General features: G+C 66.1%; 49 protein-coding genes. 44 read left to right on the top strand and 5 right to left on the bottom strand.

Features of this window, described 5'->3' with window-relative positions; genetic code table 11:
- The first annotated feature begins 12 nt into the window (after positions 1 to 12).
- The 42 genes from SOM10_RS12110 to SOM10_RS11905 all read left to right on the top strand — a co-directional run bounded on the left by SOM10_RS12110 (position 13) and on the right by SOM10_RS11905 (position 19,430).
- Positions 13 to 228: a hypothetical protein gene (locus tag SOM10_RS12110; protein ID WP_320490194.1), complete on the top strand. Its 216-nt coding sequence runs from the start codon at positions 13 to 15 to the stop codon at positions 226 to 228.
- The gene (locus SOM10_RS12105) at positions 225 to 425 is read left to right on the top strand and encodes a hypothetical protein (protein WP_320490192.1); all 201 of its coding nucleotides are present in this window, start codon (positions 225 to 227) and stop codon (positions 423 to 425) included. The genes SOM10_RS12110 and SOM10_RS12105 overlap by 4 nt, the downstream gene beginning before the upstream one ends.
- Complete coding sequence (locus SOM10_RS12100; protein WP_320490191.1) at positions 422 to 607, top strand: hypothetical protein; 186 nt, start codon at positions 422 to 424, stop codon at positions 605 to 607. Before SOM10_RS12105 ends, SOM10_RS12100 begins: the two co-directional genes overlap by 4 nt.
- Entirely contained in the window at positions 604 to 822 is a 219-nt protein-coding gene (locus tag SOM10_RS12095) for a hypothetical protein (protein ID WP_320490190.1), read from the top strand. Before SOM10_RS12100 ends, SOM10_RS12095 begins: the two co-directional genes overlap by 4 nt.
- The gene (locus SOM10_RS12090) at positions 819 to 950 is read left to right on the top strand and encodes a hypothetical protein (protein ID WP_320490189.1); all 132 of its coding nucleotides are present in this window, start codon (positions 819 to 821) and stop codon (positions 948 to 950) included. The genes SOM10_RS12095 and SOM10_RS12090 overlap by 4 nt, the downstream gene beginning before the upstream one ends.
- On the top strand, positions 947 to 1,102 hold the full coding sequence (locus tag SOM10_RS12085) for a hypothetical protein (RefSeq protein WP_320490188.1): 156 nt from the start codon (positions 947 to 949) through the stop codon (positions 1,100 to 1,102). Before SOM10_RS12090 ends, SOM10_RS12085 begins: the two co-directional genes overlap by 4 nt.
- Positions 1,099 to 1,998 carry a PD-(D/E)XK nuclease-like domain-containing protein gene (locus SOM10_RS12080; protein ID WP_320490187.1) on the top strand — a complete coding sequence of 300 codons (900 nt, stop codon included), beginning with the start codon at positions 1,099 to 1,101 and terminating at the stop codon, positions 1,996 to 1,998. The genes SOM10_RS12085 and SOM10_RS12080 overlap by 4 nt, the downstream gene beginning before the upstream one ends.
- Positions 1,995 to 2,612, top strand: coding sequence for a helix-turn-helix transcriptional regulator (locus SOM10_RS12075; RefSeq protein WP_320490186.1), 618 nt, complete (start codon positions 1,995 to 1,997; stop codon positions 2,610 to 2,612). The genes SOM10_RS12080 and SOM10_RS12075 overlap by 4 nt, the downstream gene beginning before the upstream one ends.
- A complete protein-coding gene (locus SOM10_RS12070; protein ID WP_320490185.1) occupies positions 2,609 to 2,773 on the top strand; it encodes a hypothetical protein in 165 nt (54 codons plus the stop codon). The genes SOM10_RS12075 and SOM10_RS12070 overlap by 4 nt, the downstream gene beginning before the upstream one ends.
- The gene (locus SOM10_RS12065; RefSeq protein WP_320490183.1) at positions 2,770 to 3,153 is read left to right on the top strand and encodes a hypothetical protein; all 384 of its coding nucleotides are present in this window, start codon (positions 2,770 to 2,772) and stop codon (positions 3,151 to 3,153) included. Before SOM10_RS12070 ends, SOM10_RS12065 begins: the two co-directional genes overlap by 4 nt.
- 29 nt (positions 3,154 to 3,182) lie before the next feature.
- Positions 3,183 to 3,836, top strand: coding sequence for a hypothetical protein (locus SOM10_RS12060; RefSeq protein WP_320490182.1), 654 nt, complete (start codon positions 3,183 to 3,185; stop codon positions 3,834 to 3,836).
- Positions 3,836 to 4,726 carry an AAA family ATPase gene (locus SOM10_RS12055; protein WP_320490181.1) on the top strand — a complete coding sequence of 297 codons (891 nt, stop codon included), beginning with the start codon at positions 3,836 to 3,838 and terminating at the stop codon, positions 4,724 to 4,726. Before SOM10_RS12060 ends, SOM10_RS12055 begins: the two co-directional genes overlap by 1 nt.
- Positions 4,726 to 5,787 carry an RNA ligase gene (locus tag SOM10_RS12050; RefSeq protein ID WP_320490180.1) on the top strand — a complete coding sequence of 354 codons (1,062 nt, stop codon included), beginning with the start codon at positions 4,726 to 4,728 and terminating at the stop codon, positions 5,785 to 5,787. The genes SOM10_RS12055 and SOM10_RS12050 overlap by 1 nt, the downstream gene beginning before the upstream one ends.
- A gap of 142 nt (positions 5,788 to 5,929) precedes the next feature.
- On the top strand, positions 5,930 to 6,133 hold the full coding sequence (locus tag SOM10_RS12045) for a hypothetical protein (RefSeq protein ID WP_320490179.1): 204 nt from the start codon (positions 5,930 to 5,932) through the stop codon (positions 6,131 to 6,133).
- A gap of 220 nt (positions 6,134 to 6,353) precedes the next feature.
- Complete coding sequence (locus SOM10_RS12040) at positions 6,354 to 6,644, top strand: hypothetical protein (protein ID WP_320490178.1); 291 nt, start codon at positions 6,354 to 6,356, stop codon at positions 6,642 to 6,644.
- The gene (locus SOM10_RS12035) at positions 6,634 to 7,191 is read left to right on the top strand and encodes a hypothetical protein (RefSeq protein WP_320490177.1); all 558 of its coding nucleotides are present in this window, start codon (positions 6,634 to 6,636) and stop codon (positions 7,189 to 7,191) included. The genes SOM10_RS12040 and SOM10_RS12035 overlap by 11 nt, the downstream gene beginning before the upstream one ends.
- A 166-nt stretch (positions 7,192 to 7,357) precedes the next feature.
- Complete coding sequence (locus tag SOM10_RS12030) at positions 7,358 to 7,663, top strand: helix-turn-helix domain-containing protein (RefSeq protein WP_320490176.1); 306 nt, start codon at positions 7,358 to 7,360, stop codon at positions 7,661 to 7,663.
- Positions 7,660 to 8,259, top strand: a complete 600-nt coding sequence (locus tag SOM10_RS12025) for a hypothetical protein (protein WP_320490175.1) — start codon at positions 7,660 to 7,662, stop codon at positions 8,257 to 8,259. The genes SOM10_RS12030 and SOM10_RS12025 overlap by 4 nt, the downstream gene beginning before the upstream one ends.
- 7 nt (positions 8,260 to 8,266) lie before the next feature.
- On the top strand, positions 8,267 to 9,583 hold the full coding sequence (locus SOM10_RS12020) for a DNA-methyltransferase (RefSeq protein ID WP_320490174.1): 1,317 nt from the start codon (positions 8,267 to 8,269) through the stop codon (positions 9,581 to 9,583).
- Positions 9,580 to 10,329, top strand: coding sequence for a DNA cytosine methyltransferase (locus tag SOM10_RS12015; protein ID WP_320490173.1), 750 nt, complete (start codon positions 9,580 to 9,582; stop codon positions 10,327 to 10,329). Before SOM10_RS12020 ends, SOM10_RS12015 begins: the two co-directional genes overlap by 4 nt.
- A 70-nt stretch (positions 10,330 to 10,399) precedes the next feature.
- Complete coding sequence (locus SOM10_RS12010; protein ID WP_320490172.1) at positions 10,400 to 11,098, top strand: hypothetical protein; 699 nt, start codon at positions 10,400 to 10,402, stop codon at positions 11,096 to 11,098.
- Positions 11,095 to 11,457 (top strand): hypothetical protein, encoded by a 363-nt coding sequence (locus SOM10_RS12005; protein WP_320490171.1) that lies wholly within the window; start codon positions 11,095 to 11,097, stop codon positions 11,455 to 11,457. Before SOM10_RS12010 ends, SOM10_RS12005 begins: the two co-directional genes overlap by 4 nt.
- Positions 11,454 to 11,987, top strand: a complete 534-nt coding sequence (locus tag SOM10_RS12000; RefSeq protein WP_320490170.1) for a hypothetical protein — start codon at positions 11,454 to 11,456, stop codon at positions 11,985 to 11,987. Before SOM10_RS12005 ends, SOM10_RS12000 begins: the two co-directional genes overlap by 4 nt.
- Positions 11,984 to 12,247 (top strand): hypothetical protein, encoded by a 264-nt coding sequence (locus SOM10_RS11995; protein WP_320490168.1) that lies wholly within the window; start codon positions 11,984 to 11,986, stop codon positions 12,245 to 12,247. The genes SOM10_RS12000 and SOM10_RS11995 overlap by 4 nt, the downstream gene beginning before the upstream one ends.
- Positions 12,244 to 12,564, top strand: coding sequence for a hypothetical protein (locus tag SOM10_RS11990; RefSeq protein ID WP_320490167.1), 321 nt, complete (start codon positions 12,244 to 12,246; stop codon positions 12,562 to 12,564). Before SOM10_RS11995 ends, SOM10_RS11990 begins: the two co-directional genes overlap by 4 nt.
- Positions 12,561 to 12,833 carry a hypothetical protein gene (locus tag SOM10_RS11985; RefSeq protein ID WP_320490165.1) on the top strand — a complete coding sequence of 91 codons (273 nt, stop codon included), beginning with the start codon at positions 12,561 to 12,563 and terminating at the stop codon, positions 12,831 to 12,833. The genes SOM10_RS11990 and SOM10_RS11985 overlap by 4 nt, the downstream gene beginning before the upstream one ends.
- A complete protein-coding gene (locus SOM10_RS11980; protein WP_320490163.1) occupies positions 12,830 to 13,024 on the top strand; it encodes a hypothetical protein in 195 nt (64 codons plus the stop codon). Before SOM10_RS11985 ends, SOM10_RS11980 begins: the two co-directional genes overlap by 4 nt.
- The gene (locus tag SOM10_RS11975) at positions 13,017 to 13,772 is read left to right on the top strand and encodes a hypothetical protein (protein ID WP_320490161.1); all 756 of its coding nucleotides are present in this window, start codon (positions 13,017 to 13,019) and stop codon (positions 13,770 to 13,772) included. Before SOM10_RS11980 ends, SOM10_RS11975 begins: the two co-directional genes overlap by 8 nt.
- Positions 13,765 to 14,151: a DUF4326 domain-containing protein gene (locus tag SOM10_RS11970; RefSeq protein ID WP_320490159.1), complete on the top strand. Its 387-nt coding sequence runs from the start codon at positions 13,765 to 13,767 to the stop codon at positions 14,149 to 14,151. The genes SOM10_RS11975 and SOM10_RS11970 overlap by 8 nt, the downstream gene beginning before the upstream one ends.
- Positions 14,144 to 14,878 (top strand): hypothetical protein, encoded by a 735-nt coding sequence (locus tag SOM10_RS11965; protein ID WP_320490157.1) that lies wholly within the window; start codon positions 14,144 to 14,146, stop codon positions 14,876 to 14,878. The genes SOM10_RS11970 and SOM10_RS11965 overlap by 8 nt, the downstream gene beginning before the upstream one ends.
- Positions 14,875 to 15,042, top strand: coding sequence for a hypothetical protein (locus SOM10_RS11960; protein ID WP_320490155.1), 168 nt, complete (start codon positions 14,875 to 14,877; stop codon positions 15,040 to 15,042). Before SOM10_RS11965 ends, SOM10_RS11960 begins: the two co-directional genes overlap by 4 nt.
- Positions 15,039 to 15,509: a hypothetical protein gene (locus tag SOM10_RS11955; RefSeq protein ID WP_320490154.1), complete on the top strand. Its 471-nt coding sequence runs from the start codon at positions 15,039 to 15,041 to the stop codon at positions 15,507 to 15,509. The genes SOM10_RS11960 and SOM10_RS11955 overlap by 4 nt, the downstream gene beginning before the upstream one ends.
- Positions 15,502 to 15,825, top strand: coding sequence for a hypothetical protein (locus SOM10_RS11950; protein WP_320490153.1), 324 nt, complete (start codon positions 15,502 to 15,504; stop codon positions 15,823 to 15,825). The genes SOM10_RS11955 and SOM10_RS11950 overlap by 8 nt, the downstream gene beginning before the upstream one ends.
- Complete coding sequence (locus SOM10_RS11945; RefSeq protein ID WP_320490151.1) at positions 15,818 to 16,153, top strand: hypothetical protein; 336 nt, start codon at positions 15,818 to 15,820, stop codon at positions 16,151 to 16,153. The genes SOM10_RS11950 and SOM10_RS11945 overlap by 8 nt, the downstream gene beginning before the upstream one ends.
- A complete protein-coding gene (locus SOM10_RS17940) occupies positions 16,150 to 16,572 on the top strand; it encodes a DNA translocase FtsK (protein WP_414683579.1) in 423 nt (140 codons plus the stop codon). Before SOM10_RS11945 ends, SOM10_RS17940 begins: the two co-directional genes overlap by 4 nt.
- Entirely contained in the window at positions 16,569 to 16,955 is a 387-nt protein-coding gene (locus SOM10_RS11935; protein ID WP_320490149.1) for a hypothetical protein, read from the top strand. The genes SOM10_RS17940 and SOM10_RS11935 overlap by 4 nt, the downstream gene beginning before the upstream one ends.
- The gene (locus tag SOM10_RS11930) at positions 16,948 to 17,559 is read left to right on the top strand and encodes a hypothetical protein (RefSeq protein WP_320490147.1); all 612 of its coding nucleotides are present in this window, start codon (positions 16,948 to 16,950) and stop codon (positions 17,557 to 17,559) included. Before SOM10_RS11935 ends, SOM10_RS11930 begins: the two co-directional genes overlap by 8 nt.
- Positions 17,552 to 17,977 (top strand): hypothetical protein, encoded by a 426-nt coding sequence (locus tag SOM10_RS11925; RefSeq protein WP_320490146.1) that lies wholly within the window; start codon positions 17,552 to 17,554, stop codon positions 17,975 to 17,977. The genes SOM10_RS11930 and SOM10_RS11925 overlap by 8 nt, the downstream gene beginning before the upstream one ends.
- A complete protein-coding gene (locus SOM10_RS11920; RefSeq protein ID WP_320490144.1) occupies positions 17,974 to 18,222 on the top strand; it encodes a DUF3039 domain-containing protein in 249 nt (82 codons plus the stop codon). Before SOM10_RS11925 ends, SOM10_RS11920 begins: the two co-directional genes overlap by 4 nt.
- The gene (locus tag SOM10_RS11915) at positions 18,212 to 18,457 is read left to right on the top strand and encodes a hypothetical protein (RefSeq protein WP_320490142.1); all 246 of its coding nucleotides are present in this window, start codon (positions 18,212 to 18,214) and stop codon (positions 18,455 to 18,457) included. The genes SOM10_RS11920 and SOM10_RS11915 overlap by 11 nt, the downstream gene beginning before the upstream one ends.
- Positions 18,458 to 18,953: 496 nt before the next feature.
- Complete coding sequence (locus tag SOM10_RS11910) at positions 18,954 to 19,118, top strand: hypothetical protein (RefSeq protein ID WP_320490141.1); 165 nt, start codon at positions 18,954 to 18,956, stop codon at positions 19,116 to 19,118.
- Positions 19,119 to 19,121: 3 nt separating this feature from the next.
- The gene (locus SOM10_RS11905; RefSeq protein WP_320490140.1) at positions 19,122 to 19,430 is read left to right on the top strand and encodes a hypothetical protein; all 309 of its coding nucleotides are present in this window, start codon (positions 19,122 to 19,124) and stop codon (positions 19,428 to 19,430) included.
- Positions 19,431 to 19,438: 8 nt separating this feature from the next.
- On the opposite strand, the gene SOM10_RS11900 is transcribed toward SOM10_RS11905, so the two are convergent.
- The 5 genes from SOM10_RS11900 to SOM10_RS11880 form a co-directional block, all read right to left on the bottom strand.
- Positions 19,439 to 19,669, bottom strand: coding sequence for a hypothetical protein (locus SOM10_RS11900; protein ID WP_320490138.1), 231 nt, complete (start codon positions 19,667 to 19,669; stop codon positions 19,439 to 19,441).
- Between the two features lie 418 nt (positions 19,670 to 20,087).
- Entirely contained in the window at positions 20,088 to 20,264 is a 177-nt protein-coding gene (locus SOM10_RS11895) for a hypothetical protein (protein ID WP_320490136.1), read from the bottom strand.
- Positions 20,264 to 20,839, bottom strand: a complete 576-nt coding sequence (locus SOM10_RS11890; protein ID WP_320490135.1) for a hypothetical protein — start codon at positions 20,837 to 20,839, stop codon at positions 20,264 to 20,266. The genes SOM10_RS11895 and SOM10_RS11890 overlap by 1 nt, the downstream gene beginning before the upstream one ends.
- Before the next feature lie 217 nt (positions 20,840 to 21,056).
- Positions 21,057 to 21,539 carry a hypothetical protein gene (locus tag SOM10_RS11885; protein ID WP_320490133.1) on the bottom strand — a complete coding sequence of 161 codons (483 nt, stop codon included), beginning with the start codon at positions 21,537 to 21,539 and terminating at the stop codon, positions 21,057 to 21,059.
- 263 nt (positions 21,540 to 21,802) lie between these two features.
- Positions 21,803 to 22,039, bottom strand: coding sequence for a hypothetical protein (locus SOM10_RS11880; RefSeq protein WP_320490131.1), 237 nt, complete (start codon positions 22,037 to 22,039; stop codon positions 21,803 to 21,805).
- Positions 22,040 to 22,466: 427 nt separating this feature from the next.
- Between SOM10_RS11880 and SOM10_RS11875 the strand changes: the two genes are divergently transcribed.
- Both SOM10_RS11875 and SOM10_RS11870 read left to right on the top strand, forming a co-directional pair.
- Complete coding sequence (locus tag SOM10_RS11875) at positions 22,467 to 22,799, top strand: hypothetical protein (RefSeq protein WP_320490129.1); 333 nt, start codon at positions 22,467 to 22,469, stop codon at positions 22,797 to 22,799.
- Positions 22,796 to 23,218, top strand: coding sequence for a hypothetical protein (locus tag SOM10_RS11870; RefSeq protein ID WP_320490127.1), 423 nt, complete (start codon positions 22,796 to 22,798; stop codon positions 23,216 to 23,218). Before SOM10_RS11875 ends, SOM10_RS11870 begins: the two co-directional genes overlap by 4 nt.
- The last annotated feature ends 8 nt before the right edge of the window (positions 23,219 to 23,226 follow it).

Raw genomic sequence — 23,226 nt, 5'->3', positions numbered from 1 at the left:
GCCGAACGCACCGTGCGTAGCGGATGGGTGGGGGAGGCGTCCGTATCCCAGCCCGCCGTCGGCGACCGGGTCCGCGAGATCACCGCAGACGACGCAGTGACCTCGTTCGGATTCCCCGTCCGCATCCTCCGCATCGAACACACCGCCACCGCGACGACCTACTCGCTCGCATCCGACATCACCGTCACCGCGCCGCAGGGCGCGCAGATCACATGGGAAGACCAATGACCCCAATCGACTTCATCCTCTGGACGCTCGCCATCCTCATCGCCGTCGCCGCATTCGTCCTCATCGTGATCTTGCTCAACGCCATGGTGAGAGCGCTGCTCAGGAAGCGTCCGCGCTCTGTCGAGAAGCCACTGATCCCGGGGCATGCAACGATCTTGCAGGCACCGGTCGTACACGAGTCCAAGGTGCGCCGATGAGCGCCGCCTCGGCCGAAGAGATGCCGACTCCCGTCAGCGCGCAGTCGGCATCCGTACGCCCCGTCGAGATGCCGATGTCCAAGCCGCGCTCGGGCAACATCACCGCAAACATCGCAGTCGCGATTCTGTGCCTCGCCGTGCTCGCGATGGGACTCGCCTACGTGAACGCAGGGATGCCGTGACGGATCTCGCGAGGCTCACAGACGACCAAGCCCGCGCAGTCCGCGACGACCGCTCAGCGATCACAGACGGAATCTACGCCTTGCTCGAGGCGCCCATGAACGGCGTCGAGCTGCGGTCCGCGGTCTTCGCCTACGTCGCAGGCCTGCAGACAGAGGCCATGGACGAAACCCTTCGCCGCATAGCGGCATCCATCACTCAGAAAGAGGCGTCGTGATCGAGTTCTACGACTCAGAGGCCCGGGCATGGAAGACCAGCGAGTTCGGCTGGACGCCCGAAGACATCGCATGGCTCAACGACGTCGTCGGCTGGCCCATGTACCGACAGATCGGAGCACGTGCATGAGCCTGTGGCAGAGAGCGGGGGTCGCTCTCGCGGTCTACTTCGCGCTCGCGTCGATCGAGATGGTCGATCAGTGGTCAACGGAGGGCATCTTCCGGATGCTCGCCGTCGTCTGCTTGCTCTGCGCGATCCCGAGCAAGGAGAAGAAGCCATGAGCGATCAGGAGTACAACGGCCTTGTCTACGACCTCGACGAGCAGATCTATCACCGCCTCCCGGGGCTGAGCTCCACCGGCGCGAAGAAGATCCTCAAGTCCTCGGCGCACTTCAAGCACTACATCTCGCACCCGCAAGACCCGAAGGCCGAGTTTGACCTCGGCGCGTCGGTGCACTCGAAGACGCTCGGCGTCGGCGCGACGATCGCGGTCTACCCCGACGGCACCGGCGACGAGACGTTCGAGTTTGAGGACAAAGAGATGGACAACGTGCTCGCCACGAACGGCGCTGCGAGCACGAAGGCGGCGAAGGCGTTCGAGGCCGACGCACGCGCCCGAGGGCTCATCCCCGTGAAGCGCAGCGACAGCCGAAAGGTCGACCTGATCGTCGAGTCGGTGCTCGCCAACCCGACCGCTCGGAAGCTGTTCGAGTCGGGCAAGCCCGAGGTGTCGATGTTCGCCACTGACCCGGACACGCAGATGCTGCAGCGCGGGCGTACCGACTGGCTTGGACGTCGAATCGTCGACCTCAAGACCACCGCCGGTGAAGCGTCCGAGGAAGCGTTCGCGAAGGACGCGTTCCGCCTCGGATACGACATCCAGTTCGCGCACTACGAGCACATCTACAACCTCATCACCGGCGACACGCTCCCATACCTGTGGGTCGTCGTCGAGACCTCCGCACCGTTCCTCACCGGCGTGCACCGCCTCGGCGACGACGAGATCCTCATGGCTCGGCGGCGCGCTCGCCTGGCGCGGGAGCGGTACGCGAAGGGCATGGAGACGGGCGTCTGGCCCGGCTACACGACACGGGGCGGTGGGCCGATCGGCATCCTCCGCGCGCCCGTGTGGAACATCAACCAGTACATCGACGAGTTCGAAGGATCAGCAGCATGACCATCATCGAAGACGACATCGAGTTCCCGACGGACGATCGGCAGTCGCGAATCAACCGGACACCGAAGTCGGAGACGCCCGACGACTTCGCGAGCGCCGCCGACCGCATTGAGGCCTTCTGGGAGAAGTACCCCGAGGGAAGCATCCTCCCCGAAGTGGAAGAAACCACGATCAACGACGGGGAGAACCTCCCGTACCGGTCGTACACGGTGCGCGCGTTCATCCGGAAGCACTCGGACTCGGACCGCCCCGACGCGATCGCCCATGCCACTCGGGATGAGCGCGATGACGATGAGGTGACCCGGGCTTTCCCTCAGGAGACCGCCGAGACCTCAGCCGTCTCCCGAGCTCTCCGCTACCTCGGCATCCTCCCGAACGGGAAGGCATCGGGGAGCGCGCCGGCCGCGGCGCCGCCCGTAGCCGAGGTTCACCCGCTCGCCGTCGCCCGTGAGACCGCAGGAATGAGCCAGCGGAAGCTCGCCGAGGTCATGCGCGGTTCCGGCATCAGTTGGACGCAGGCCGTGGTGTCGAAGATCGAGAACGGTTCCCGCGGGCTGAAGCACGAAGAGGCCACGAAGCTCGCCGAGCTGATCGGCTTCGGCAGGTCGACGTGAAGCCTTACGTCCGCCGCGGCGTCGCCGACCCGTACTGGTACGTCGACACCAACCGCGACGACGGGGTGCTCTACCCGGGCACCGCGTGGGGCGGCTACGACACCATGCGCGAGGCGTTCGACGCCGCCGTGATCGCGCGCATGGTGCTCGAGCCGTCGTGACCAGCGGAGCGTTCACCCCGAAGACCCGGTGGATCATCATCGCGCGGGACACCGACGACGACGGTGTCCCGCGCTGCCAGTGGTGCGGTGAACCCGTCCGCATCGACTGGGGCGAGTATTCGCTGCAGCACCGCCGCGCACGCGGCATGGGCGGCTCGAAGCTCGCCGACACCGGACAGGCGCACAACGGTGCGCTCGTCCACGGGTCCGCGACCACCGGGTGCCATCACTACATCGAGTCGCATCCGAAGGAAGCCGCTGAGCGTGGCTTCCGCATCCCTCAGGGGTCCAACCCGGCTCGCATCCCGCTCATCCGCTGGGACGGCCGGAAGGTCTACCTCACCGCCGACGGCCGCGCCGTCGACAACCCACCTGACTGACCGGGGGTGCCCCGGAGAACGGGGCACCCGTGGTCGACATCAAACGCATGATCCAGGCGCAGGAACGGCGCGCAGAAGTCTTCGCCGACACGGATCTCCCGGAGCACCTCAAGCTCTTCGTCCTCGCTGGCCTCCACATCTGGGAGACCGCGCCGGACGCTGTGAAGGTCAAGACTTTCACGCGCGAGCACTGGGCATATCGGGCGCTTCGGATGATGGGGTACTCCGGGACAACCGAAGAGCTCTCACCCAAGCTCCGGTACACGATTCTGAGCAAGGACGTCCCGAAGTACCGGATGTCAGAAGACCGCAGCGCATGCATCGGCACGATGCTCCGCCCCTCGGGCGGTCCGTGCACACAGAAGCCGACGATCACGACCACGATCCCGAACCCCCTCACGGGCGAGCGGGAATGGTTCGCATCGTGCTCGCGCCCCCTCCACCGTGCCGACTTCGACGCGCAACGCGCCGCCGCATGGCAGGCGTGGCGCGACAACGGCGAACCCAAGCCCAAGCCGAACAGCGGCGGGCTTCTGCTCCGCTACTTCGGGCCGCGCATCGAAGCGCTCTACGCATGGGCCGACGACGACTACCAGCGTGGCGACAAGGTGCCCGAGCCGCCCGCGCAGAACCTCGCGATCGTGACCAGCCTGGCCGATCGCCGCCCCCGAAAGGACACGTAATGCCCACCATCATCCTCGTCCGCGGCATCCAAGCTTCCGGCAAGTCCGAGTTCGCCAAGACCTGGGCGGCAACCGACCCGGAGAACCGGGTGCGCGTCAACCGCGACGACATCCGGCGCATGATTACCGGCACGCCGCAGACGTTGCTCACCCACGACCTCGAGTCGTTCGTCACCAGGATCGAGAAGAGCATCGCGCTCACTGCTCTCCGCTCCGGCAAGAGCGTCGTGATCGACGCGATGAACCTCCGGTCCCGGTACGTGCGGGCATGGCTGAGTCTCGGCTACCCGGTCGAGTTCGTCGACTTCCCGGTGTCTCTCGACCTCGCGCTCGCACGGAACGAAGCGCGCGGCGGGAAGGTGCCCGAAGACGTGATCCGCACGACGTACGAGCGGCTCACGGTGAAGGGCAAGCTCCCCGAGCCGCCGACCGCAGACGAGCTGCCCGCGCCGGTCGCGCCGTACGTCGCAGACGAGACGAAGCCGACCGCGATCATCGTGGACATCGACGGCACGCTCGCTCACATGGGTGACCGGCGTGGGCCGTACGACTGGGACAAGGTCGGTCTCGACGAACTCGACGCGCCCGTCGCCGCCCTCATCATGCAGATGGCGAGAGTCCACCGGATCATCCTCATGTCCGGCCGCGAGGACGTGTGCCGGTTCGAGACCGAGCACTGGGTGCGCGAGAACGAGGTGCCGTACGACCGCCTCTACATGCGCGCCGCCGGCGATCGCCGACCCGACACCGTCGTGAAGGCCGAGCTGTTCGACCGTCACGTCCGTGACCACTTCAACGTGCTCTTCGCGGTCGATGACCGCAACGCCGTCGTCGCCGGATGGCGCGCGATGGGAATCAAGACACTGCAGGCCCAGGAAGGGGCATTCTGATGCTGATCGATGACCTCATCGACATGGACGCCGTCGGCGCCGAAATCACCGCTGGCTACGTCACCGAGCGCACACACCCGGAGTTCCCCGAGCTGCGCATCCTCAACTACACCGACCGGTGCCAGTTCGACCGCCACTGGACGGACATCACCCGCCTCACGCGCGGCCTGATCTACAACGCCGACTCCCGCGAGGTCGTCGCCCGGGCGTTCCCGAAGATCCACAACCACAGTGAGCCGGACGTCGGTGACCTCGACCTCGACGCGCCAATCGTCGGCGCGTTCGACAAGCTGGACGGGTCGCTGGGCATCACCTACATGCGCCCCGACGGGCTCCCGGCGATCGCCACGCGCGGTTCGTTCGCATCCGTCCAAGCCGAACACGCGACAGAGCTTCTCCGGGAATCCCCGTGGGCGCAGAGCGTGAAGCTCGCGCACGGATTCACGTGGCTGTGGGAGATCATCTACCCCGAGAACCGCATCGTGCTCGACTACGGCGACCGCGACGAGCTCGTCTACCTCGGTGCCATCGACCACGAGTCCGGCGCCTACCTCGAGCCGGTGACCACCGATGCCGACTTCGCGATGACGACCGAGATCCCCGCGTACACCCTCCGCGAAGTTCTCGAGATCCCTCCGCGGGCGAACGCGGAAGGCATGGTCGTGTGGCTCGATCGGACGCGCGCCGTCAAGATCAAGCAGGACGACTACGTTGCCCTGCACCGCATCGTGTCGAACCTCACCACCAAGGAGGTGTGGCGCCAGCTCCGGGCCGGCACCTTCGAAACATTCGCGGTCGCTCTGCCCGACGAGTTCCACGGGTGGGCGCAGGACACCGCGGCCCCGCTCATCGCGCAGGCTCGCGACATCGCGTACGCCGCGTCGCTCTGGATCGACACGCTCGTGCAGAAGGAGCTCGGCACGCGCAAGGAGCAGGCGCTCTTCATCACCTCGCGGGTGCCAGCCGACATGCGCGGGCTCGTGTTCTCTCTGCTCGACGGGAAGAGCATCGAGGACGCCGTGTGGCGGATGGTCGAGCCGCGGATGGGCGAGAACGAATGAACGTCGCGCCGAACGCGGTCTGCGCGTGCGGGAACGTCAAGGGCTCAGTGCGGGGCGTTCTCGTCTGCGGCCACTGCGACCGCCCGTGCGCGCGGCCATCGAACGTCTGCGCGTTCTGCCGGACTCTCACGAAGGTCACGCGATGAGCTTCCGCGCACAGTTCAACGGCAAGTGCGCCGCCCAATGCGGTGAGCGCATCCACGAGGGCGACGAGATCGAGAAAGACGACGACGGCAAGTACCGGCACGTGAAGTGCGTGCCGAAGTCGTCGAAGTTCGACATGCGCCCCACCGACGTCGTCTGCCCGGACTGCTTCTGCATCCGGCCATGCCGATGCCTCGACTGAGAAAGGAAGTGGGCACATGCCCAAGCCAGTAGCCGCGTTTCTGCTCCCGATACCCCTGGACGCGATGCCCACCATAAACGCATGCATCGAGCGGGTGTACGGGGCCGGGAACTCGCTGATGACCATGGACGGCCACCAAGTCCAGATCGGTGAACCTGTCGATGGCTGGGGGCCACGAAAGCGCGGACGCGGCGCACTCCCATCCGCATCCAACGACGCGATGCGCCTCAGATACGCGAAGCTGCGCGACGGCAGGCTGTCGCTGACGATCGAAGACACGCAGGCCACAGTGCTCTACGTCGCCGAGGTCGCCCGCCAGTGGTTCACGACCGTCGGCGGCGTCAACTACGTCGAGACCAAGCTCGCGGTGGACGGCGGCGAAGAACCGGAGTTCGTCTTCACGATGCAGCGAGTCGACGGGCTGACGCCAGCCGACAAGGTCGCTGCAGCCGAGGCGCGCGTCGCCGAACTCGAGGCCGAGCTCGCCCGGAGGGAGAGCCATGGCACGTGATCGCGCGAACATCAACATCGACATCTGGTCGGATGCCGACTTCCGCGATCTGACACCGGCCGCGCAGGGCCTCTACTTCAAGCTCGTCTCGCATCCGAAGCTCGACTACTGCGGGTGCGTCGAGTTCCATCCAGGCCGGTTGGCGGCGATGTCGCGTGAGATGACGTCGGGCGACGTGATGATCGCGGCGCAGGAACTCTCCGACAAGTGGTTCTGCGTCTTCGATCAGTCGACCGACGAGGTGCTCGTGCGCTCATGGGTGCGGCATGACGGGCTGATGAAGCAGCCGCGTCTCGCCGTGTCGATGGCGAAGGCGTACGGGGCGATCGCTTCGAACAAGATCCGGGCGGTGGTGGTGCATGAGCTGCAGCGGTACAAGAAGCTCAACACGGATCTCCCGGCATGGGAGAAGCCGCAGGTGATGACGGTGCTGAAGCAACCGGCGGTCGCGGTGCGCGAGACGAAGACGGAGCTCACGTGGGACTTCCCAGGGTTCCTGCCATTCCACGGAATGAGCGCTACGCCCGACGCTACGACCAACGTTTAGCCCAAACGCTGGTCGCGCCTACGACCGGCGCTACTACATCTACAGCTACATCTACACCTACACCTACCTTTTCTAACGAAAAGGCGCTCTCCGGAGCGAAGAGTTATCCACAGGCCACTGACCCAGCAGAACGGGTAGTGGCCTTTTCCATTGAGAGGCAGCGCCGATGATCCCCGTGACCATCAATCTCACCCCCGAGACCTTCAACCGTCTCGAGCGAGTCGCGGCAGACAAGGGAATGCGTCTCCGCGACTTGATCGCCGCAGGGCTGGAGCCGAAGCCGATCGCCCCGGTCGCCGGATACGTCGCCGCCCCGAAGCGGTCTGGCTACATCCAGCTCACCGACGCCGAGTGGGCCGAGATCAAGCGACTCCGGGCGGCAAAGTGGAGCGTTCCGCAGCTAGCGGTTCGATTCCGCTGTTCCAGCTCGACCATCTACAAGCGACTGCAGAAAGAGAGAGGCCGCGCATGAGCGCCGACATTCTGTCCGATCCGAACCACCCCCACGGCACCACCGAGGGGTTGCGGCTCGGATGCCGCACTGTCCACTGCCCCGCGCCGGTCTCGTGCCGTGAGGTGCACTACCTGTACCAAGGTGACTTCGCATTCCGCCGGGCGATCGACGCCGGCCTGACTCCCACGGAGGCCATCGAAGCGGCGAAAGCCAAAGCGACGCGGCCCGAGACCCCGACGCGGCCTGTGAAGCCGATACAGAGCGCGCCGAAGGTGCGTGCGCCGCGCGTGCGGGAACCCTCACAGTACGAAGAGCGTCTACGCGCCCTCCACGCCGAGGGAAAGTTCGACACGGAGATCGCTGACGAGCTCGGAATCCGCCGACGCCAGGTGACGAACATCCGTGACTCGCTGAAGCTCCCCGCGCACCGAGGCATCGACCCAGAAGCCGTCCGCAAGCTCCACGCGGCCGGGCTCAGCGACCGGGCGATCGCCGCAGCGCTCAACAAGGAACGGCAACGACCGGTCCACCGAAAGTCCATCTACGGAGTCCGACACCGACTCGGGCTGAAAGCCAACCGAACCCCCGCCACCGCGGGGGTTTCGTCGTCTTAGGAGCACGATGACCCTGCACTACGAGGACGGCGGTCTGCGCCTGTTCCACGGCTCGAACCGTGACATCCTGCCAACGTTCGCCGACGCATCGTTCGACTCGATCGTCACCGACCCGCCCTACGAGCTCGGCTTCATGGGCAAGGGGTGGGACTCGTCCGGCATCGCCTACGACGTCGAGGTGTGGCGCGAGTGCTTCCGCGTGCTCAAGCCCGGCGGCTACCTCCTGTCGTTCGGTGGCACCCGCACCTGGCACCGAATCGCCACCGCGATCGAGGACGCCGGATTCGAGATCCGCGACTCGATCGCATGGCTCTACGGCTCCGGCTTCCCGAAGTCGCTCGACGTATCGAAGCAGATCGACAAGAACGCAGGCGCACGCCGCGATCCCGGCGCCCCGGTGCGCGATCGCGTCTCACCTCTCCGCAACGAGCGCTACGCGAGCGGACCGGCTGGGTTCTCCACGGAGAAGGGGAGCAAGCTCGCCGCCGAGGCGGGCGAGCCCGTCACCGATGACGCGAAGAAATGGCAGGGATGGGGGACAGCGCTCAAGCCCGCATTTGAGCCGATCATCGTCGCACGGAAGCCGATCGCTGGGACAGTCGCTGCGAACGTGCTCGCGTACGGAACCGGCGCACTGAACATCGACGCCACACGCGTCGCCACGTCCGACAAGCTCGGCGGTGGCGCTGCGACGGGCTCCGGGCTCGCCACGAAGTCCGACGGATGGTCGCGGCCGTGGATGTCGGACGCCGATGCTGTCGACGCGCACGCCGAGCGAGTGCGCGAGAACATCGCGAAGGCAGAATCACTCGGCCGATTTCCCTCGAACGTGCTACTCGAAGAGTCGCAGGCCACCGCGCTCGACGCGCAGACCGGCACGCTGACCAGCGGCACCGGAGCAGTGAAGCGCGCCTCGAGCGCGGCACGCGACGGCAACCGCGGCGCGGCGCTCGGCAAGGAATCGCGCGCAGAGGGCACGGAGATGGTTTCGTACGGCGACAGCGGGGGAGCGTCGCGCTACTTCCCGACGTTCCGCTACGAAGCGAAAGCACCCGGCTCGGAGCGCCCGACGGTCGACGGCGTCGCACACGCAACGGTGAAGCCGCTCGAGCTGATGCGTTGGCTCGTCCGGCTCGTCACCCGCCGCGGAGGCCACGTCCTCGATCTCTTCGCTGGCTCCGGCACCACGGCCGAGGCCGCGCTACTCGAGGGCATGGACTGCACCCTCATCGAACTCGAAGCCGATCACCTCCCGCTCATCATGCAGCGCATCCGAAAGCCGCTGCAGACGTCTCTGTTCGGCTGGGAAGAAGCGAGCGCGTGAGCGCGGTATTGAAGTCGGGGGAGCTGTTCGCTGGTGTCCACGGGCTCGGCATGGCGGTCGACGAGGTCTTCGGGTCCGAGTCGGAGTGGTTCTGCGAGGTCGACGCCGCACCCTCACGGGTGCTCGCGCACCGCTACCCGAACGTGCCCAACTACGGCGACGTCACGAAGGTCGACTTCGGAGCCGTGCCGCACACGCACATCCGCGCCGGGGGGTTCCCCTGCCAGGACGTGTCCCTCGCCGGACGACGGCGCGGCATGGCGAACGGCACACGCTCCGGCCTCTGGTCGGAGTTTCTGAGATCCCTTGAGGAAGACCGACCCGACTGGGTGGTCATCGAGAACGTGCGCGGTCTGCTCTCCGCTGAGGGCGAGCCGTGGCACGACGAGCTCATCGAAGCGCACGCAGACATGCTGCGCATCACCCGCCTCGCCGAGATGGCCGAGGCGTTCGCCGCCGGCAACCCGGCGCACCGAAAGGAAGGGCGGTCCGCATATGCGCGCCGATGGAAGTTCGCAGCCGTTCGCATGGCTCGACAGCGAGAGTGGGCAGTGGCTCGATTCAAACGCGAGCGTCGACTTGTTCAGCGAGCAATCGCCATCGTTCTCAGGGGACTGGCCGATCTCGGGTTCGATGCGGAATGGGCGGGTGTATCAGCATCCGACGTCGGCGCACCTCATGGCCGGTTCCGCGTCTTCATCCTCGCGTGGCGGCGCGAAGTCGCTGCTCCCGACACCGGTCACTGACCCGCTGAGCGCGAACGGGCACGCACGCGACCTCGGGAGCGAGATCCGGTTGCTTCCGACGACTACAGCAATGGACTCAGAATCGTCCGGAGGGAGCTCGCCGGTCGACGTCACCCTCACCGATGCGGTCGTCAGGACACAGCTCGGAAAGATCGGCAACCCCCGCCACCCGTCGCTGCTACCGACGCCGCGCACGACCGACATGAACGGCCCAGGCATCCACGGAGACGGGGGCATCGACCTTCGCACCGCAGTCACGCTGCTCCCGACCCCGACAGTCGCGCTGGCAGAAGGCGGACAGACATCACGTTCGGGCGGGCGAAAGGGCGAGCTGCTTCTTGGAGGCATCGCGGCCGAAGCGAGCGGGAACCTACTACCCACGCCGACCGCATCCGAAGGAGAGAAGGGTGGCCCGAACCAGGCATACGGCTCGGGCGGTGCGACACTCAGCGGCACCATCACGCACCTCGCCGACTGGGGTCCGTACGCAGCGGCGATCGCCCGTTGGGAGGAAGTCGTCGGCCGTCCAGCACCAGTCCCCGTGAGGCACGACGGGAAGAACGGGAAGCCCCGACTCAATCCCGAGCTCACCGAATGGATGATGGGCTGGCAGCTCGGCTGGGTGACCGCCGCTGTGATCGGTCTGAAGCGAGCCGAGCAGCTCAAAGCGTGCGGGAACGGCGTTGTCACCTTGCAGGCCGCAGCCGCGCTCCGCATCATGCTCGAGCGCCCCGGCGTGCCGCACATCCACTACGGGCTCGCAGCATGAGCCGCGAGCTCATCATCGACATCCAGCACGCGATCCGCGACGACCCCACCATCGTCGACTACGACCGGTTCGTCCGGCTGCGCACAGGACGCGTCGAGTGCGTCCTGTGCGGTCGCTCCGGAACATCACTGAGTCATGCCGGGCTGCCGGACTTCAGCCAGCCGTATTGGTGGCGATCGTGGGCGCCGTGGCAGTACGCGTGCATCGTCGCGCACAGCTACCGGTGCTCATGCGGGCGATCATTCCCCGCCTTCAACAACCTCTGGCGACACATCGGTGGGCCGAGACCGGAGGGCTGGGGACGCCACGACGGCATCGACCACCGCGCCCTCGACCTGCCCGAAAGGACATCACCATGACCGGATTCATCGGAGTCGATTGGTCGCTCACCGCGTGTGGCGTTGCGACCTACAGGGACGGGGAGTGGGATCGCCTCACGATCCCCACGAAGCCCGACGACGGCACGATCGGGGGCTACCTCGACCGGGTCGAGCACATCGCGGCGAAGATCACGAGCTGGGCCGATCCTGCCGCCGGCGACGTCTGGGCGATCGAAGGCCCGTCGCTCGGCGCGAAGGGCGCGGCCGTCGACCGGATGTTCGGCGGCTGGTGGCTGACCGTGAAGGCGCTCCGCGACCATCACGAGCCGCCGTGGGTGTTCGCCCCCTCGAGCCTCAAGAAGCTCGCCACAGGGAAGGGCAACGCCGGGAAGGACGAGGTGCTGCTCGCCACGGCGAAGCGCCTCCCCGAAGCGGACGTCCGGAACAACAACGAGGCCGACGCCGCATGGGTCGCGATCGCCGCATCCATCATCCGCGGAGAGCCCATCATTCAGCTCCCCGCCAACCACACCACCGGACTCACCCGGACGCTGAAAGGAAAGTCATGACCCTCAAAGGATTCCCCCGCTCACAGGTCGTCTACCTGCACCTCAACCCGGGCCGCTACGCACGCGATCTCGTCGTGTCGAAGGTCGCGAAGAGCCAGGATGCGCAGGTTGAACCCGGCACGGTCATCGTGAAGGCGAAGATCACCGTGCCCGCCGGATTCTTCGACGAAGCGATGCCGTACGTCGAGATCGAGTTCAAGCCAGGCGACGAGATCCAGCCCGCCGAGGTCACCATCTCGACTGAGAAGGTCGACCAGTGACCAGCGAGTTCGCGGGCATCACGATCATCGTCGACCAGGGATCGGAACGCACGGTCGTCAACATCCCGAAGTCCGACCTTGCCGAGATGTTCTACCAAGAGCCGCAGCTCCCCACTACTCCCGCGGCTCTCTTCGATCCGTGGTTCAGGCCACCGCCGCCTCGAATCGTCGGCTTCAGGTTCCGCCCCGTCGCCCCGTTCACCATCCGAGAGGAAACCGTCCCCATGCGCGCCACCCCCGCCACAGACCTGTCCGAGCACGAGCAGGCAGAGGCCGACCGGTTCGGCATCCACGAGGACGGCGAGGTGGCACTGTGAATCGCCAGAAGCGATACGCGGGCCGCGCCATCCGCAAGCGCCGCCGCGAGCAACGCGAGATGTTCGCGATCATCTCGGCGATCGACTTCGATGCGTTCCAGACGGGCATGGCCGAAGCGATCATCGAGTTCGGTCGAGTGCTTGAAGAAGCGACTGCCTCGATCGCACTCTTCTTCGCCGAGTTCAACGCGGCACACACGGAGGCTCGCGAGCAGGAGTTCCGGATGACGCACCGCGCGCTGACCACAGGGCACGAGGTCACTCGGTGACCGTCACGCGCCACGAGATCCTCACCGTCGAGTCGGCGGCTGACCCCGCATCGCTGATCGCGGCTCTCGGTGAGCTGCCGGCCGACGCCGAGTTCATGGAAGCCGAGAAGGAAGACGTTGTGAACGGCTTCGGGCACGCGTTCAGGAAGACGGTGTCGATGACATTCCGAAGGAGGGCCACGGATGCCTGACGACCAGTCCACCTGCATCACCAACCACACCGAGGCCATGGGGGCGATCCACCGAGCGGATCGCCCCTTCCCATGCCGCCGACGCGATCAGCACTTCGCGTCGTGCGACAACGACCGGTGCCGCGGGTGCGTGCCCCGCTCCGCGACGCACGGCTACCTCTGCAGTGTGTGCCACCGGAGAGTGGTCGACGCGCTCGGCCGGCTCGCGTGGCTCATCGCTCACCTCCGGTCGATCGAGAAGCCGTCGCAGGCGATCGGGGAGCGGGTCGACACCTCCATGGAGAAGTCGATCCTCATGCCCGACCCGTGGATCGCGGCCGACGAGCTCATGGTCGCTCTCGGTGCCCGGCAGATCCGGTCGACGGCGACGATCGACGAGGCCATCGTCCTCGCGCACGAGGCCGTCGTCATCGACGTCGACCACTGGGTGTCCACCCTCGAGGGTGCCACTCAGGCGGTCGTCATGTTGAAGCGGATGGACGTCGCGCTGAAGCGGTGGCCGGACTCCGAGGCGCAGTTCCGGCCGATCCCGTATGTGCGCTGCCCGTCGTGCAACGCGGCGCACCTGTGGCGCTCCGCACCCGAGAAGTTCGGCGACCAACTCCGCGTCGTCTGCGGCACCCCCAAATGCGGCTACCACCTCGGCTGGGACGCATGGGCGAAGCAGTACGCGCCCGCATTCGAGCACATCGAAGCCGAGATGAAGCGCCGTGAGAAAGCGGCCAAGAAGGAGAAAAGCGATGCCTGAGCGTGTCCAGCTCTCCCGCCGGCGCGGATACCGGAAGCCCGAAGGGGCGGTCGTCGTCGCACGACCGTCCCGATGGGGCAACCCGTTCGCTGTCGGCCAGGAACGCGACGTCGTGCTGTTCCCGTCCTCCCGATGGATGCCGCCGCTTCGAGGAACGGTGACGCCTCGCGATCGCCGCGAGGCCGTCGAGCTGTACCGGCTCAGCCTGATCGGGAAGGACGGCCAGGTCGCCTTCCATAGCCCGAGCACGCCCAACCTCGCGGACATCATCCGCGAGCTCGGGGGGAAAGACCTCGCGTGCTGGTGCCCGCTCGACCAGCCCTGCCATGCCGACGTCCTGTTGGCGATCGCCAACCCCGAAGGAGAGACCGATGACTGACCACAACGAGAAGCTGATCGAGGCCATCGCAGCGTTCGATGCGACCGAGAGCGTGATGCCTGACAAACCTCAGGCAGCATACGCCGTCGTCGAAGCCGCTCGACTGGCCGTGACCGAGAAGGCGCACACCCCGACCGACGACGAGCGGGAGACTCTCGATCAGATAGTTCGCGAACACGACGGATGGTGGCCCGAGACGCGTGATGCGATTCTCGCCCAATACGTCCGTCGTTCCGAGGTACCGGAGCCGAGCGCCGAGGAATGGGCAGCGCGCGTCAACGCAGCGCGTGAGAAGGCGATCGCGAAGGGGTACACGCCCGAGCACGACGCCAAGCACGGCGTCCGCCACCTGCTGAAGTGGGCGATCGACTACGCCCGCCGAGGAAGGCCCGAGGACTCGTCTGGCCTGGTGGCGGCGGCGATCGACCTCGCCGACATCGCGTACGCCGAGCTAGAGCGGTTGCGCCATGTCGCCGACACGATGAGCGCCGTCTCCGAGGCGCTTCGGACGCGTTACGCGAGCGACAGCCAGGCGGCGTACTTCATGCGCCAGATCGACGCCGCCCTCGAAGCGGTGACGGACCCGCAGGGCGAACCGTCGGAGGCTGAAGTGCAGGCCGCGGCGCACGCATTGAGTGAGTGGCTGAACGATAATGCGCCGATCGGTGAGGCGAGGTATCGAGAGCCCGCTCGCGCCGCTTTGCGTGCTGCTGGGGGTGTGCGATGAGCAACAACGCCTGGGAGCCGCACTACCGCTGGTGGGTGTGTGAGAAGAGCGCAGGCGGCGGGTGGACCGTCATCCGCAAGTGCCGGTGGCGGTTCGCCGCGAGGGCAGCCGCCCGCCGCAAGACGCGGCAGGGATATCGGATGAAAGTCGAGGACAGAGGATGAGCGAGTACACGCCGACTGAAGCGAGGATCTGCATCGACTTCTGCAACGCGGCCACGAAGCGCGCGCAGGCTGACGGTTCGTTCATGTCGATGGAGGAAGCAGATGCGGCGTTCTCTCGCTGGCTGGTCGCTCACGATGCCGAGGTGCGAGCGATAGCGCTGAAAGACGCGGAAGAGGCCGCGGCGACCGCTCTGAATGCCTGGTGGCGGACAGACACAGGAGTCGACGGTGACACGGACTCCGTGCTGGACGTCCGCAGAGCAGTCCGTGCTCTTCGATCTGGTGTCGGAGCCGAGAAACCGGCGCCGATGATGCTGGTCGACGAGCGTGAACCCGAGTGCGTGAAGGCATGGCCGGGCTGCTACACGTTCGGGCACGATCCGGCGTGCTGCCGGTTCCCGAAGTCATGCAGCGCCGGCGAGGTCCGGATGGTGCCGGTGAAGCAGGAAGGGGCGACCGATGCCTGAGATGACCGAACGCCAGAAGGCGGCATGGCCTGAGGCGGTCGCGGAAGCGCAACGCTACGTCGACTCGACCATCCCGACCGACCTCGCCGACCACTACTGGCGTGTGCGCTGGGACGACGAGTCGAGGCCCGGCCGCGGCCACATGATGTGGGCAACGTGGGCCAACGGCGAGCACTTCGTCGAGATCTCGATGGACGTCTACGGATACCCGCGCGTCTCCGTCGCCGAGATGACCTGGCTCCATAACTCGAGCGACGAGGACTGCGACTGCGAGCCGTGCGCCGCAGATCGAGCGGAGGACGAGGGCGATGGCTGACGTGAAGCCCTGCACGGACGGCCGCATCCACGGCCGGCACTCGTGGGAGACCGACGAAACGTCCTCGAGGTGGCACCTATGCCTCGGCGTGCGGGTCGCCGTCGTCGACAGGAACCCGGTCGTCGGCGACGTCACAGGCATGACCTACCCGTACCAGTGCACGCGATGCAACCACATCCACGACACCGGACTACTCACCGACTGGCACCGATACCTCGACTGCACCGCATGGCGGTGCCCGAACTGCCAGTCCCTCATCGACGACCGCCCCGTCTCATGGGGCGGCTCGGCGATCGCACTCGACAGACAAGGACGAGAGAGACGATGACCACATTCGACGACCGCGTGAACGAGGCAGAAGAGCTCGTGCGCAGCTCGCAGTTCGGATCGACCTCGATGCTGCAACGGAAGATGCGGATCGGCCTCGCTGAAGCCGGGCGTGTGATGGACGCGCTCGAGCGGAGGGGAGTGGTCAGCGCCGCCGAAGGCGCACGGGCACGCGACGTGCTCATGCCGCCGCCGAAACCGCTGACTCCGGAAGAGATCCTTGCGGGCGCTCGCACGCGGGCGACCGCGCCGAAACCGCCCGACCGAGCGGAACGCATCGTCAAGCTGCTCTACGACGCCGACGCGTCGCTCTGCAGCATCCCGCACGGCCAGTACGAGTCCTACAACCCCCACGGGCGAGAACGCGCCGTGCAGCTCATGCGTGACGCCCTCGCGCGAACCGAAGGACAGAGATCGTGATCCCAGATCCGCCGGGCCGAGTCATCCGGACGCCCAACGTGCGCATCGCCGAAGCGCTCATCATGCCGAGCTCGATGTTCAGCGACGGCAAGAGCCGCGCCTACGTCAACGACACCATGACCGACGCGCAGGTCGCAAAGCTCGAGCAGGCGATCGAAGACGCCGAGAGGATGCAACGCGCCGTCGATGCGATCAACGCGATCACTGCCCGTCTGCACCCGATCCCTCAACCTCCCTGGCGCCAGGCGATGATCCTCGACTTCGCCGACGGTCACCGCGAGTACAGCCCCGAAGTAGAGGTGGCCGGCACTCCGGGCGACGTCACCATCACACCCATCGTGCCGTTCCGGCGCATCCCCGAAGGAGAGAAGCCGCATGACTGAGCTTCCAGGCCTCGAGCTACCGCCCGCCCCGATCCTGCCGGCGAAGCCGCGCGAGACCGAGCGAACGATGCTCGATCGCCTCCGCGTTCGGTATGGGCGCACGTTCAAGAACGGGGACTACGTGGGCAGGCAATTCGTCGTTGCCGAGCATGTTCCCACGAAGCCCGGCACGTACGTCGGCGACCGCATCGCCGATGCCATCGTCCTCGACACGTGGTCGACGCCACCCGCCGAGATCACCGAGGCAGAGCGCGAGCGCCGCGAATGGGGTGCCCGTCAGTCCATCCATGGATTCGAGGTGAAGGTCTCTCGATCAGACTGGCTCACCGAGCTCCGCGATCCTGAGAAAGCTGAGGCGTGGGCGCGCTACTGCCACTACTTCTGGCTCGTCGCGTCCTCGAAGGACATCGTCCGCGACGACCTCCCCGACGGTTGGGGATTGCTCGTCCCGCACGGCCCGAGCCTCCGCGTCGTGCGCAAGCCGCGCCGCCGTGACCCGATCCCAATGCCGACGACGATCGTCGTCGCTCTCGCACGCGCCGTGCGGAAGACCGAAGTCGCCATGGCGGCAGCCCGAACCGAAGGAGAGCAGAACCATGCCTGAAAAGATCACGCGTCCGAACGGTAGCGTCTATCGGCCTCGGCACATCCGCACGCAGACCCTCGGCAACGAGGACGAGTTGACGGGCATCGTCGTGTTCGGCACCACCGATCAACGCGACGCGCGAGCGACGGCCGAAGCCGACATCCGCGCGATGTGCAACGAGTTCTACGACCACGAGAACTACTACCGGCTCACCGACGCGCTCGGAGAGCCGGTGTGGTGGCGACGGGAACTGAGCCACTTCGAGGACAACTACCCGGTATACAGCTACCGGCCCGACGAAGAGCGCGGCGCATTCGGGTTGCTGTTCAAGTTGGAAGAGCGACCGGACGACTGGCCGCACGAGATCGCCGCGCGCCCCACCGATACGCCGCTCTGGACCGACGACCTCACCACAACACAGGAAGGCACCGAATGAGCACCGACACGCTCGAGCAGCAGGACACCACCACCACCCCCGTCACGGACGACGGCGAGCACGACAAGTTCAGCCACTACGTGCGCAAGGAGAAAATCCTCGAGGCGCAGATCAACGGCGTGCCGGCGCGCGCAATCTGCGGGAAGACGTGGGTGCCATCCTCCGACCCGGAGAAGTACCCCATCTGCCCCACGTGCAAGGAGATCTACGAGGACGACGGGAAGTTCCTGGACAATGACGCCTGACCGTCAGGACGACTACGTCCGCTCCGACGAGCTGCAAGAGGCCGCGGTGCGGATCAGCGACCTCCCGAAGCTGTTCGGCGTCTCAGCCCGCACGATCCTCGACTGGATCAGCAAGGACGAGATCACGACCTTCGAGTATCCGATCCAGACCGGCCAGGGCCGACCCGCAATGGCCGTCCGACTCGGGGACATTCCTTCGACAGATCAGCACCCGACGCGCTGGCATCGTCGCTGATACTTCCGAAAAGTCTGATACTCTCATAGAGGGTCGAAACACTCGTACCCCCGCCCTCTCCGGTCCCCCAGGCCGAGAGGGTTTCGTGCTTTTCGGAGCACGCACACCTCCCACAGAGTTGGTCGACGCAAGTCCCGGCGAGCGTGGTTGAGGATGCCGCATAGAGAGCGGCGCGCGCACCCATGGGGCGCATAACAGAACACGCCCGAGCCAGTTCGGCTGCGGCGGGCACACACAGACCTTCCAGACTGGGAGGTGCGGGCCTTTCGACAACTTCGGGTGCGCGGTAACCACACCCGCCAAGGCACCCCGAGCCGGACCCGCACCCCCCTCGCAACTTCCCTTCGAAATAGCCGCATCGCGCATAGTCGCGCAATATGCCCGGAGGGCGCATGAGAATCGCGCTCCGCGTCGCAATCGGTATCACCCTGAGCATCCTCGCCTATGCAATCTGGCGCCCGACGCTCCCCACGCACGCCAGGAGGGCGCAATAGCCATGGGCGCAAACGACAAGCTCGCCGCGACCTTCCACCCTGCAATGACGTCGGCCGAGCACCCATGCGGTGACTGCGGCACGGTCTGGGACACGAAGCTCGCGGCCGACGAGTGCGAGCTGCTCGACAGCATTGACGCCCGCGCCGCACGCCGCAACAAGGGTTGACCGATGGCGTGGTCCTCGAGCAACCGCAAGTCGCAACTTCCCGCGGACTGGGCGCAGCGCTGCAAGTACGTGCTCGCCCGCGACGGCCACCGATGCCAGCACATCCGTGTCGACACCGAACGCAAATGCCTGCAATACGCGAACCAGTGCGACCACAAGGATCAGTCGCGCTCGTGGGATCACTCCTACGAGAACCTGCAATCTCTCTGCGAGTACCACCACAAGGTGAAGAGCTCGTCAGAAGGCGGGCAGGCCGCGGCCGCACGCCGCAAAGCTGCAAAGAAGCGCCGGCACCCCGGCCTGCTCCCGTAGACGCAACATCAGCCCTCGGATGATGCAAGATCCGTTCGCGCGCCACGGCCGGGACGGTTCGCCCACCACTCTGCGATCGTCGCTTCCGACCACCCCGCGTTCGGCCCGATCCGCACATCCGGCTTCGGCATCCGGCCCTTGACTGCGTACTGCCGGATCGTCGAGCCCTCGATCTCCGCGCCGTGCTCACGACGCAAGTAAGCCGCAACTTCGGCAGGCCCCATGTAGTCGATCGTCATGCCTGCAATTGTCCCATGCGCTGTAGACTCAGCCACGGTTCCTTCCCTTCGGGTGGATTCCAAGCCCCGGCTCTGTTTCACCCTCCATCGGAGGTCGAGCCGGGGCATCTTTTGTGTCACCAGTCCTGCAATGCGCCCGGATCTGTGACGTCGAACATCGCAACTTCCCCCTCGAGGTGCTCACGCCGGCCGCCGTGCGGCCACCGGATGCCTCCGAGGGGATGCAACTTCGACTCATACGCCGGCGTCGCCGCCGGAGGTTGCAAGAGCCCCTCGAACGGCGCAATAGGTGCAATCGATCCGGCCATAGCGCAATTTCCCTTCGACTCATCCCGGCTGTCTGCCGGACGCTGCAACGTGCAACTGTGCGCGTCCCGGCCATGACACCGGACGCCGCCTACGCGGACGCGCGAACCTCTCAGACGATCGGTGCAAGTTCCTGCACCCATGGCGTGCGATACCCGGCAATCACCGGATGCAAGCGCGCCGCGATCCGCTCAGCCGACGCAACATCATCCGCGACGACCGTGTCGAGACGGTGGAACACCGTCCGCCCGAACGAAACCGTGCTCGTCATCACCCGGTACGTCCCCATCAGAAAACCTCTCCCCATGCCGCTTCCGGCGCAATCTCGACGACAGCGGGCGCGTCCTGCTCCCACTCAGCGAACGGTGCGACATCGGGCACCGTCGCGTTCGCAATGATCGTGTGCACTTGCTGCCGTGACAGCCCGACGGATCGCGCGATAGCAACCTTGGTGGCACCCTTGGATGCCGCGTCGAGAATGAGCGCGTCACGCTCTGCCGTGAGGCGACGCAACATGTCGAGCTGGTCGAGCGAACGTTCTGCGGATTCCTCCCACGCGACTTGCTCGCGCGCTTCGGCGGCACGCTCCCGCCACTCTGAGAACGTCACACGTTCTGTGCCCCAATGCTCAATCCACCATTGCCGAAATTCGGCGGTGACGATGCCGCGAACCATCTGCGGAGCACCGTAGAAAGCGGCCTGCTCAGTCGTGAACCCTCGCGACGCCGCCCGTGCAAGATACGCGTTCGCGCGCGGCGTGTTCTGAAACAGATACGTAATGCCGCCCGTGTGGTCATAGAAGCGCGCAAGTTCACCCGCGACATATTCCGCCCACGATGCGAAATCATCCCGGTAGAGAGTCATCGGGCACCCCCGAAGTAGTGTGCCGTGCCATCGATGTCGATGAACGATGAGCCCGCGCCGTTGCCCTGATCGGACGCGAACCACACGCAATTGGTCGAGTCTTCCGACGCGCACGTCGGCATCCCGATCAGTAGAGCAATGATGAGTGCAAGCATGATGTCTTCCCTTCGATGCCCCGGTGTTTCACTTCCGGGGTGATGCAAGTAGGTGAGAGTGGTCAGCGCGTCAGCGCGGCCGCAATGTCTTCGGCGGATGCCGCGAGCACGGCAACGTACGCGCGTACGTTGTCCGACTCGCTGTCACCCTCGACGTGCACGCCGCCCGGTACGTGAGGGCGACCCGGGATGATGAGCGTTTCCCGCACGCCCGCGACGATGTCGGCATCCGTCATGCCGTCCGCCCAATCGGCCTCACGCTGATCCGCAATGACGATGCGGAGAGCGGCCGCGAGGTCGCTCATCGTAGGCACCAGCGCGTACCCCTGCCCGTCAATCCACACGGCCGCATCCGAGTCGACTTCGCCGGAGCTGAATTCTTCCGTCATCGCGTAGTCAGCGGCATTCGCGTGCCCGTCCCATTCCTCACAGCGCACCAGGACCGCGACGCGCTGTGCGACGCCGTCGGCGTACTCGGTGAGCGTGACCCCGTCGAGGGTTGCCCAGTACGGGGTGAAACCGTCTTCCCAGTCGAATTCACGCATATTCCCATTCCTTTCGATATCGCAAGATGGGATTCATCCTGCCGTGTCCCGTGCTCCGGTCATGATCCGGATGACGCCTACGCGTGCACGGGGGTTACATCATCGTGCGCTGACAGCGGATGCGGGCACCCAGTGCTTCGGGCTATTCGGATGCCCACCCACCGATACCAGGACGGAACTACCCTCGCGACGGTGCTCATAGCCGTTCTGCCCCGTGCACCCCGCATACGCCCACCGAACGGGAATCGCGCTGACATCCATGGTCAACGCTCCCGCACGACGTGAGAGATGCGCCCGGCACGCGTCAGCGCGAACGTGTGCGAGTCGTCCCGGAATTCGGGGTTTTCGATTTCGTACACCATGGATGCGTTGTCGCTGATCCGGTGCGAGACACCCCACTCATCACCGTCGAGAACGATGGACATGATGGGGTTGCCGTAGACGGTGTGCCCGTGCCGGATGACGCGTGCGACGCGTCCGCTGAGTGTCTTGGTAGCCATGGTGCCTATCCCTTGTGTGTGCCCGTGTGAGGGGTGCTGCTCTTCGAGTGGGGTGCTGGTGTTTCACTTCCAACACCCATGACATTACTAACAACCGTTACCAATGTCAAACCCTGATTCTCACACCGTGCGCGAGCACCCAGCACCCAGCACACCCCGCCGGCATGGATGCCCCGCACCCACCCAGACACGACACACGGTCACCGTCGCACCAGTAGACACACCCACCCCTTACACACGGCCACTGTCAAGCGACACGACACACCCACGCGCCTAGACGCGGCCTGACACCCACCCAGTGTCAAGCGACGCGACACCCCGGGGCCACCACCCCCCACCCCCGTCCCCTCACCGCTCGCAAGCGTTCTGCCTCTCGCGGTGCGCGCGGGTCTGGGGGGTTCGAGCCCGGCCCCGAAACGAGGTAGCGATGGCCTTCCAGCATCTCGGCAACGGCGTCTACCGCGTCGGCGGCACGAGCCGGAGTGCGCTGACCGGTCGCTTCGCCACTCCGGTCGAGGCTCGACCGGTTCTCATCGTCGCCGCGACCATCGCCGACGGCGAGTCGGCGGCGTCGCAGATCGGTGTCGACCACTTCACGATCATCACGCCGCGCTCGTACGCGCAGGCCGGCCGGATCATTCGAGGTGTCGTGATGACCCCGTCCTTCGCCGCTCTGCTCGAGGCGAACGATCGGGCCGCATCGAGGACGGTGAGCTGCGCGCGCATCGACGCCCGCAAGAGCGGTGTCGGCTGGGCATGAGCTTCATCCGCTTCCGCGTCGCCACTCGAGCGAGCGGCATCCGCCGACAGGTCTGGGTGCACGTCTACGACGACCGCGAAGAGATGGCCCGAGCGCACCAGGCGCACCGCGAGCACGAGTACGTGCCGGGGAGCGACATCGCCGGGGGAGTGGCGTACGGCGGATTCCCGTGGCCGAGGCCCGACCGGACACCGATCGTCGTCATGCGCCTGTGGGTAGGCCAGCTCACGACGCGAACCGTCGCGCACGAGTCGACGCACGCCGCGTCCGCGTTCTTCTTCATGGACTGCGTCGCCGGGTGGGACAGCCGGGCGCGCACGTACCTCATCGGCAACCACGAACCCCTCGCGTACATGATCGGCGACCTCACCTCCGAGGTCATCGCCGGCCTGTACCGCCTCGACCTGATCCAGCGATAGAAGGAGAC

Origin of the sequence: Microbacterium sp. CFBP9023 (assembly GCF_034045055.1) — a bacterium.
Taxonomy (GTDB): Bacteria; Actinomycetota; Actinomycetes; order Actinomycetales; family Microbacteriaceae; genus Microbacterium.
Note: the sequence above shows the minus strand (reverse complement) of the source record. Positions and strands in the feature narration are given on the sequence as shown.

Excerpts from the sequence above, each read along its gene's own strand:
- SOM10_RS11920 (WP_320490144.1), top strand. The coding sequence starts at position 17,974 with ATGAGCACCGACACGCTCGAGCAGCAGGACACCACCACCACCCCCGTC.
- SOM10_RS11925 (WP_320490146.1), top strand. The coding sequence starts at position 17,552 with ATGCCTGAAAAGATCACGCGTCCGAACGGTAGCGTCTATCGGCCTCGG.
- SOM10_RS11930 (WP_320490147.1), top strand. The coding sequence starts at position 16,948 with ATGACTGAGCTTCCAGGCCTCGAGCTACCGCCCGCCCCGATCCTGCCG.
- SOM10_RS12055 (WP_320490181.1), top strand. The coding sequence starts at position 3,836 with ATGCCCACCATCATCCTCGTCCGCGGCATCCAAGCTTCCGGCAAGTCC.
- SOM10_RS11910 (WP_320490141.1), top strand. The coding sequence starts at position 18,954 with ATGGGCGCAAACGACAAGCTCGCCGCGACCTTCCACCCTGCAATGACG.
- SOM10_RS11950 (WP_320490153.1), top strand. The coding sequence starts at position 15,502 with ATGCCTGAGATGACCGAACGCCAGAAGGCGGCATGGCCTGAGGCGGTC.
- SOM10_RS11915 (WP_320490142.1), top strand. The coding sequence starts at position 18,212 with ATGACGCCTGACCGTCAGGACGACTACGTCCGCTCCGACGAGCTGCAA.
- SOM10_RS11960 (WP_320490155.1), top strand. The coding sequence starts at position 14,875 with ATGAGCAACAACGCCTGGGAGCCGCACTACCGCTGGTGGGTGTGTGAG.
- SOM10_RS11905 (WP_320490140.1), top strand. The coding sequence starts at position 19,122 with ATGGCGTGGTCCTCGAGCAACCGCAAGTCGCAACTTCCCGCGGACTGG.
- SOM10_RS11995 (WP_320490168.1), top strand. The coding sequence starts at position 11,984 with ATGACCCTCAAAGGATTCCCCCGCTCACAGGTCGTCTACCTGCACCTC.
- SOM10_RS12050 (WP_320490180.1), top strand. The coding sequence starts at position 4,726 with ATGCTGATCGATGACCTCATCGACATGGACGCCGTCGGCGCCGAAATC.
- SOM10_RS11895 (WP_320490136.1), bottom strand. The coding sequence starts at position 20,264 with ATGGGGACGTACCGGGTGATGACGAGCACGGTTTCGTTCGGGCGGACG.
- SOM10_RS11970 (WP_320490159.1), top strand. The coding sequence starts at position 13,765 with ATGCCTGAGCGTGTCCAGCTCTCCCGCCGGCGCGGATACCGGAAGCCC.
- SOM10_RS11875 (WP_320490129.1), top strand. The coding sequence starts at position 22,467 with ATGGCCTTCCAGCATCTCGGCAACGGCGTCTACCGCGTCGGCGGCACG.
- SOM10_RS12025 (WP_320490175.1), top strand. The coding sequence starts at position 7,660 with ATGAGCGCCGACATTCTGTCCGATCCGAACCACCCCCACGGCACCACC.
- SOM10_RS12030 (WP_320490176.1), top strand. The coding sequence starts at position 7,358 with ATGATCCCCGTGACCATCAATCTCACCCCCGAGACCTTCAACCGTCTC.
- SOM10_RS11900 (WP_320490138.1), bottom strand. The coding sequence starts at position 19,669 with ATGACGATCGACTACATGGGGCCTGCCGAAGTTGCGGCTTACTTGCGT.
- SOM10_RS11975 (WP_320490161.1), top strand. The coding sequence starts at position 13,017 with ATGCCTGACGACCAGTCCACCTGCATCACCAACCACACCGAGGCCATG.
- SOM10_RS12080 (WP_320490187.1), top strand. The coding sequence starts at position 1,099 with ATGAGCGATCAGGAGTACAACGGCCTTGTCTACGACCTCGACGAGCAG.
- SOM10_RS12085 (WP_320490188.1), top strand. The coding sequence starts at position 947 with ATGAGCCTGTGGCAGAGAGCGGGGGTCGCTCTCGCGGTCTACTTCGCG.
- SOM10_RS11880 (WP_320490131.1), bottom strand. The coding sequence starts at position 22,039 with ATGGCTACCAAGACACTCAGCGGACGCGTCGCACGCGTCATCCGGCAC.
- SOM10_RS11965 (WP_320490157.1), top strand. The coding sequence starts at position 14,144 with ATGACTGACCACAACGAGAAGCTGATCGAGGCCATCGCAGCGTTCGAT.
- SOM10_RS11890 (WP_320490135.1), bottom strand. The coding sequence starts at position 20,839 with ATGACTCTCTACCGGGATGATTTCGCATCGTGGGCGGAATATGTCGCG.
- SOM10_RS17940 (WP_414683579.1), top strand. The coding sequence starts at position 16,150 with ATGACCACATTCGACGACCGCGTGAACGAGGCAGAAGAGCTCGTGCGC.
- SOM10_RS12100 (WP_320490191.1), top strand. The coding sequence starts at position 422 with ATGAGCGCCGCCTCGGCCGAAGAGATGCCGACTCCCGTCAGCGCGCAG.
- SOM10_RS12010 (WP_320490172.1), top strand. The coding sequence starts at position 10,400 with ATGGACTCAGAATCGTCCGGAGGGAGCTCGCCGGTCGACGTCACCCTC.
- SOM10_RS12105 (WP_320490192.1), top strand. The coding sequence starts at position 225 with ATGACCCCAATCGACTTCATCCTCTGGACGCTCGCCATCCTCATCGCC.
- SOM10_RS12020 (WP_320490174.1), top strand. The coding sequence starts at position 8,267 with ATGACCCTGCACTACGAGGACGGCGGTCTGCGCCTGTTCCACGGCTCG.
- SOM10_RS12040 (WP_320490178.1), top strand. The coding sequence starts at position 6,354 with ATGCGCCTCAGATACGCGAAGCTGCGCGACGGCAGGCTGTCGCTGACG.
- SOM10_RS11885 (WP_320490133.1), bottom strand. The coding sequence starts at position 21,539 with ATGCGTGAATTCGACTGGGAAGACGGTTTCACCCCGTACTGGGCAACC.
- SOM10_RS12005 (WP_320490171.1), top strand. The coding sequence starts at position 11,095 with ATGAGCCGCGAGCTCATCATCGACATCCAGCACGCGATCCGCGACGAC.
- SOM10_RS11870 (WP_320490127.1), top strand. The coding sequence starts at position 22,796 with ATGAGCTTCATCCGCTTCCGCGTCGCCACTCGAGCGAGCGGCATCCGC.
- SOM10_RS12045 (WP_320490179.1), top strand. The coding sequence starts at position 5,930 with ATGAGCTTCCGCGCACAGTTCAACGGCAAGTGCGCCGCCCAATGCGGT.
- SOM10_RS12035 (WP_320490177.1), top strand. The coding sequence starts at position 6,634 with ATGGCACGTGATCGCGCGAACATCAACATCGACATCTGGTCGGATGCC.
- SOM10_RS11955 (WP_320490154.1), top strand. The coding sequence starts at position 15,039 with ATGAGCGAGTACACGCCGACTGAAGCGAGGATCTGCATCGACTTCTGC.
- SOM10_RS12000 (WP_320490170.1), top strand. The coding sequence starts at position 11,454 with ATGACCGGATTCATCGGAGTCGATTGGTCGCTCACCGCGTGTGGCGTT.
- SOM10_RS12075 (WP_320490186.1), top strand. The coding sequence starts at position 1,995 with ATGACCATCATCGAAGACGACATCGAGTTCCCGACGGACGATCGGCAG.
- SOM10_RS11945 (WP_320490151.1), top strand. The coding sequence starts at position 15,818 with ATGGCTGACGTGAAGCCCTGCACGGACGGCCGCATCCACGGCCGGCAC.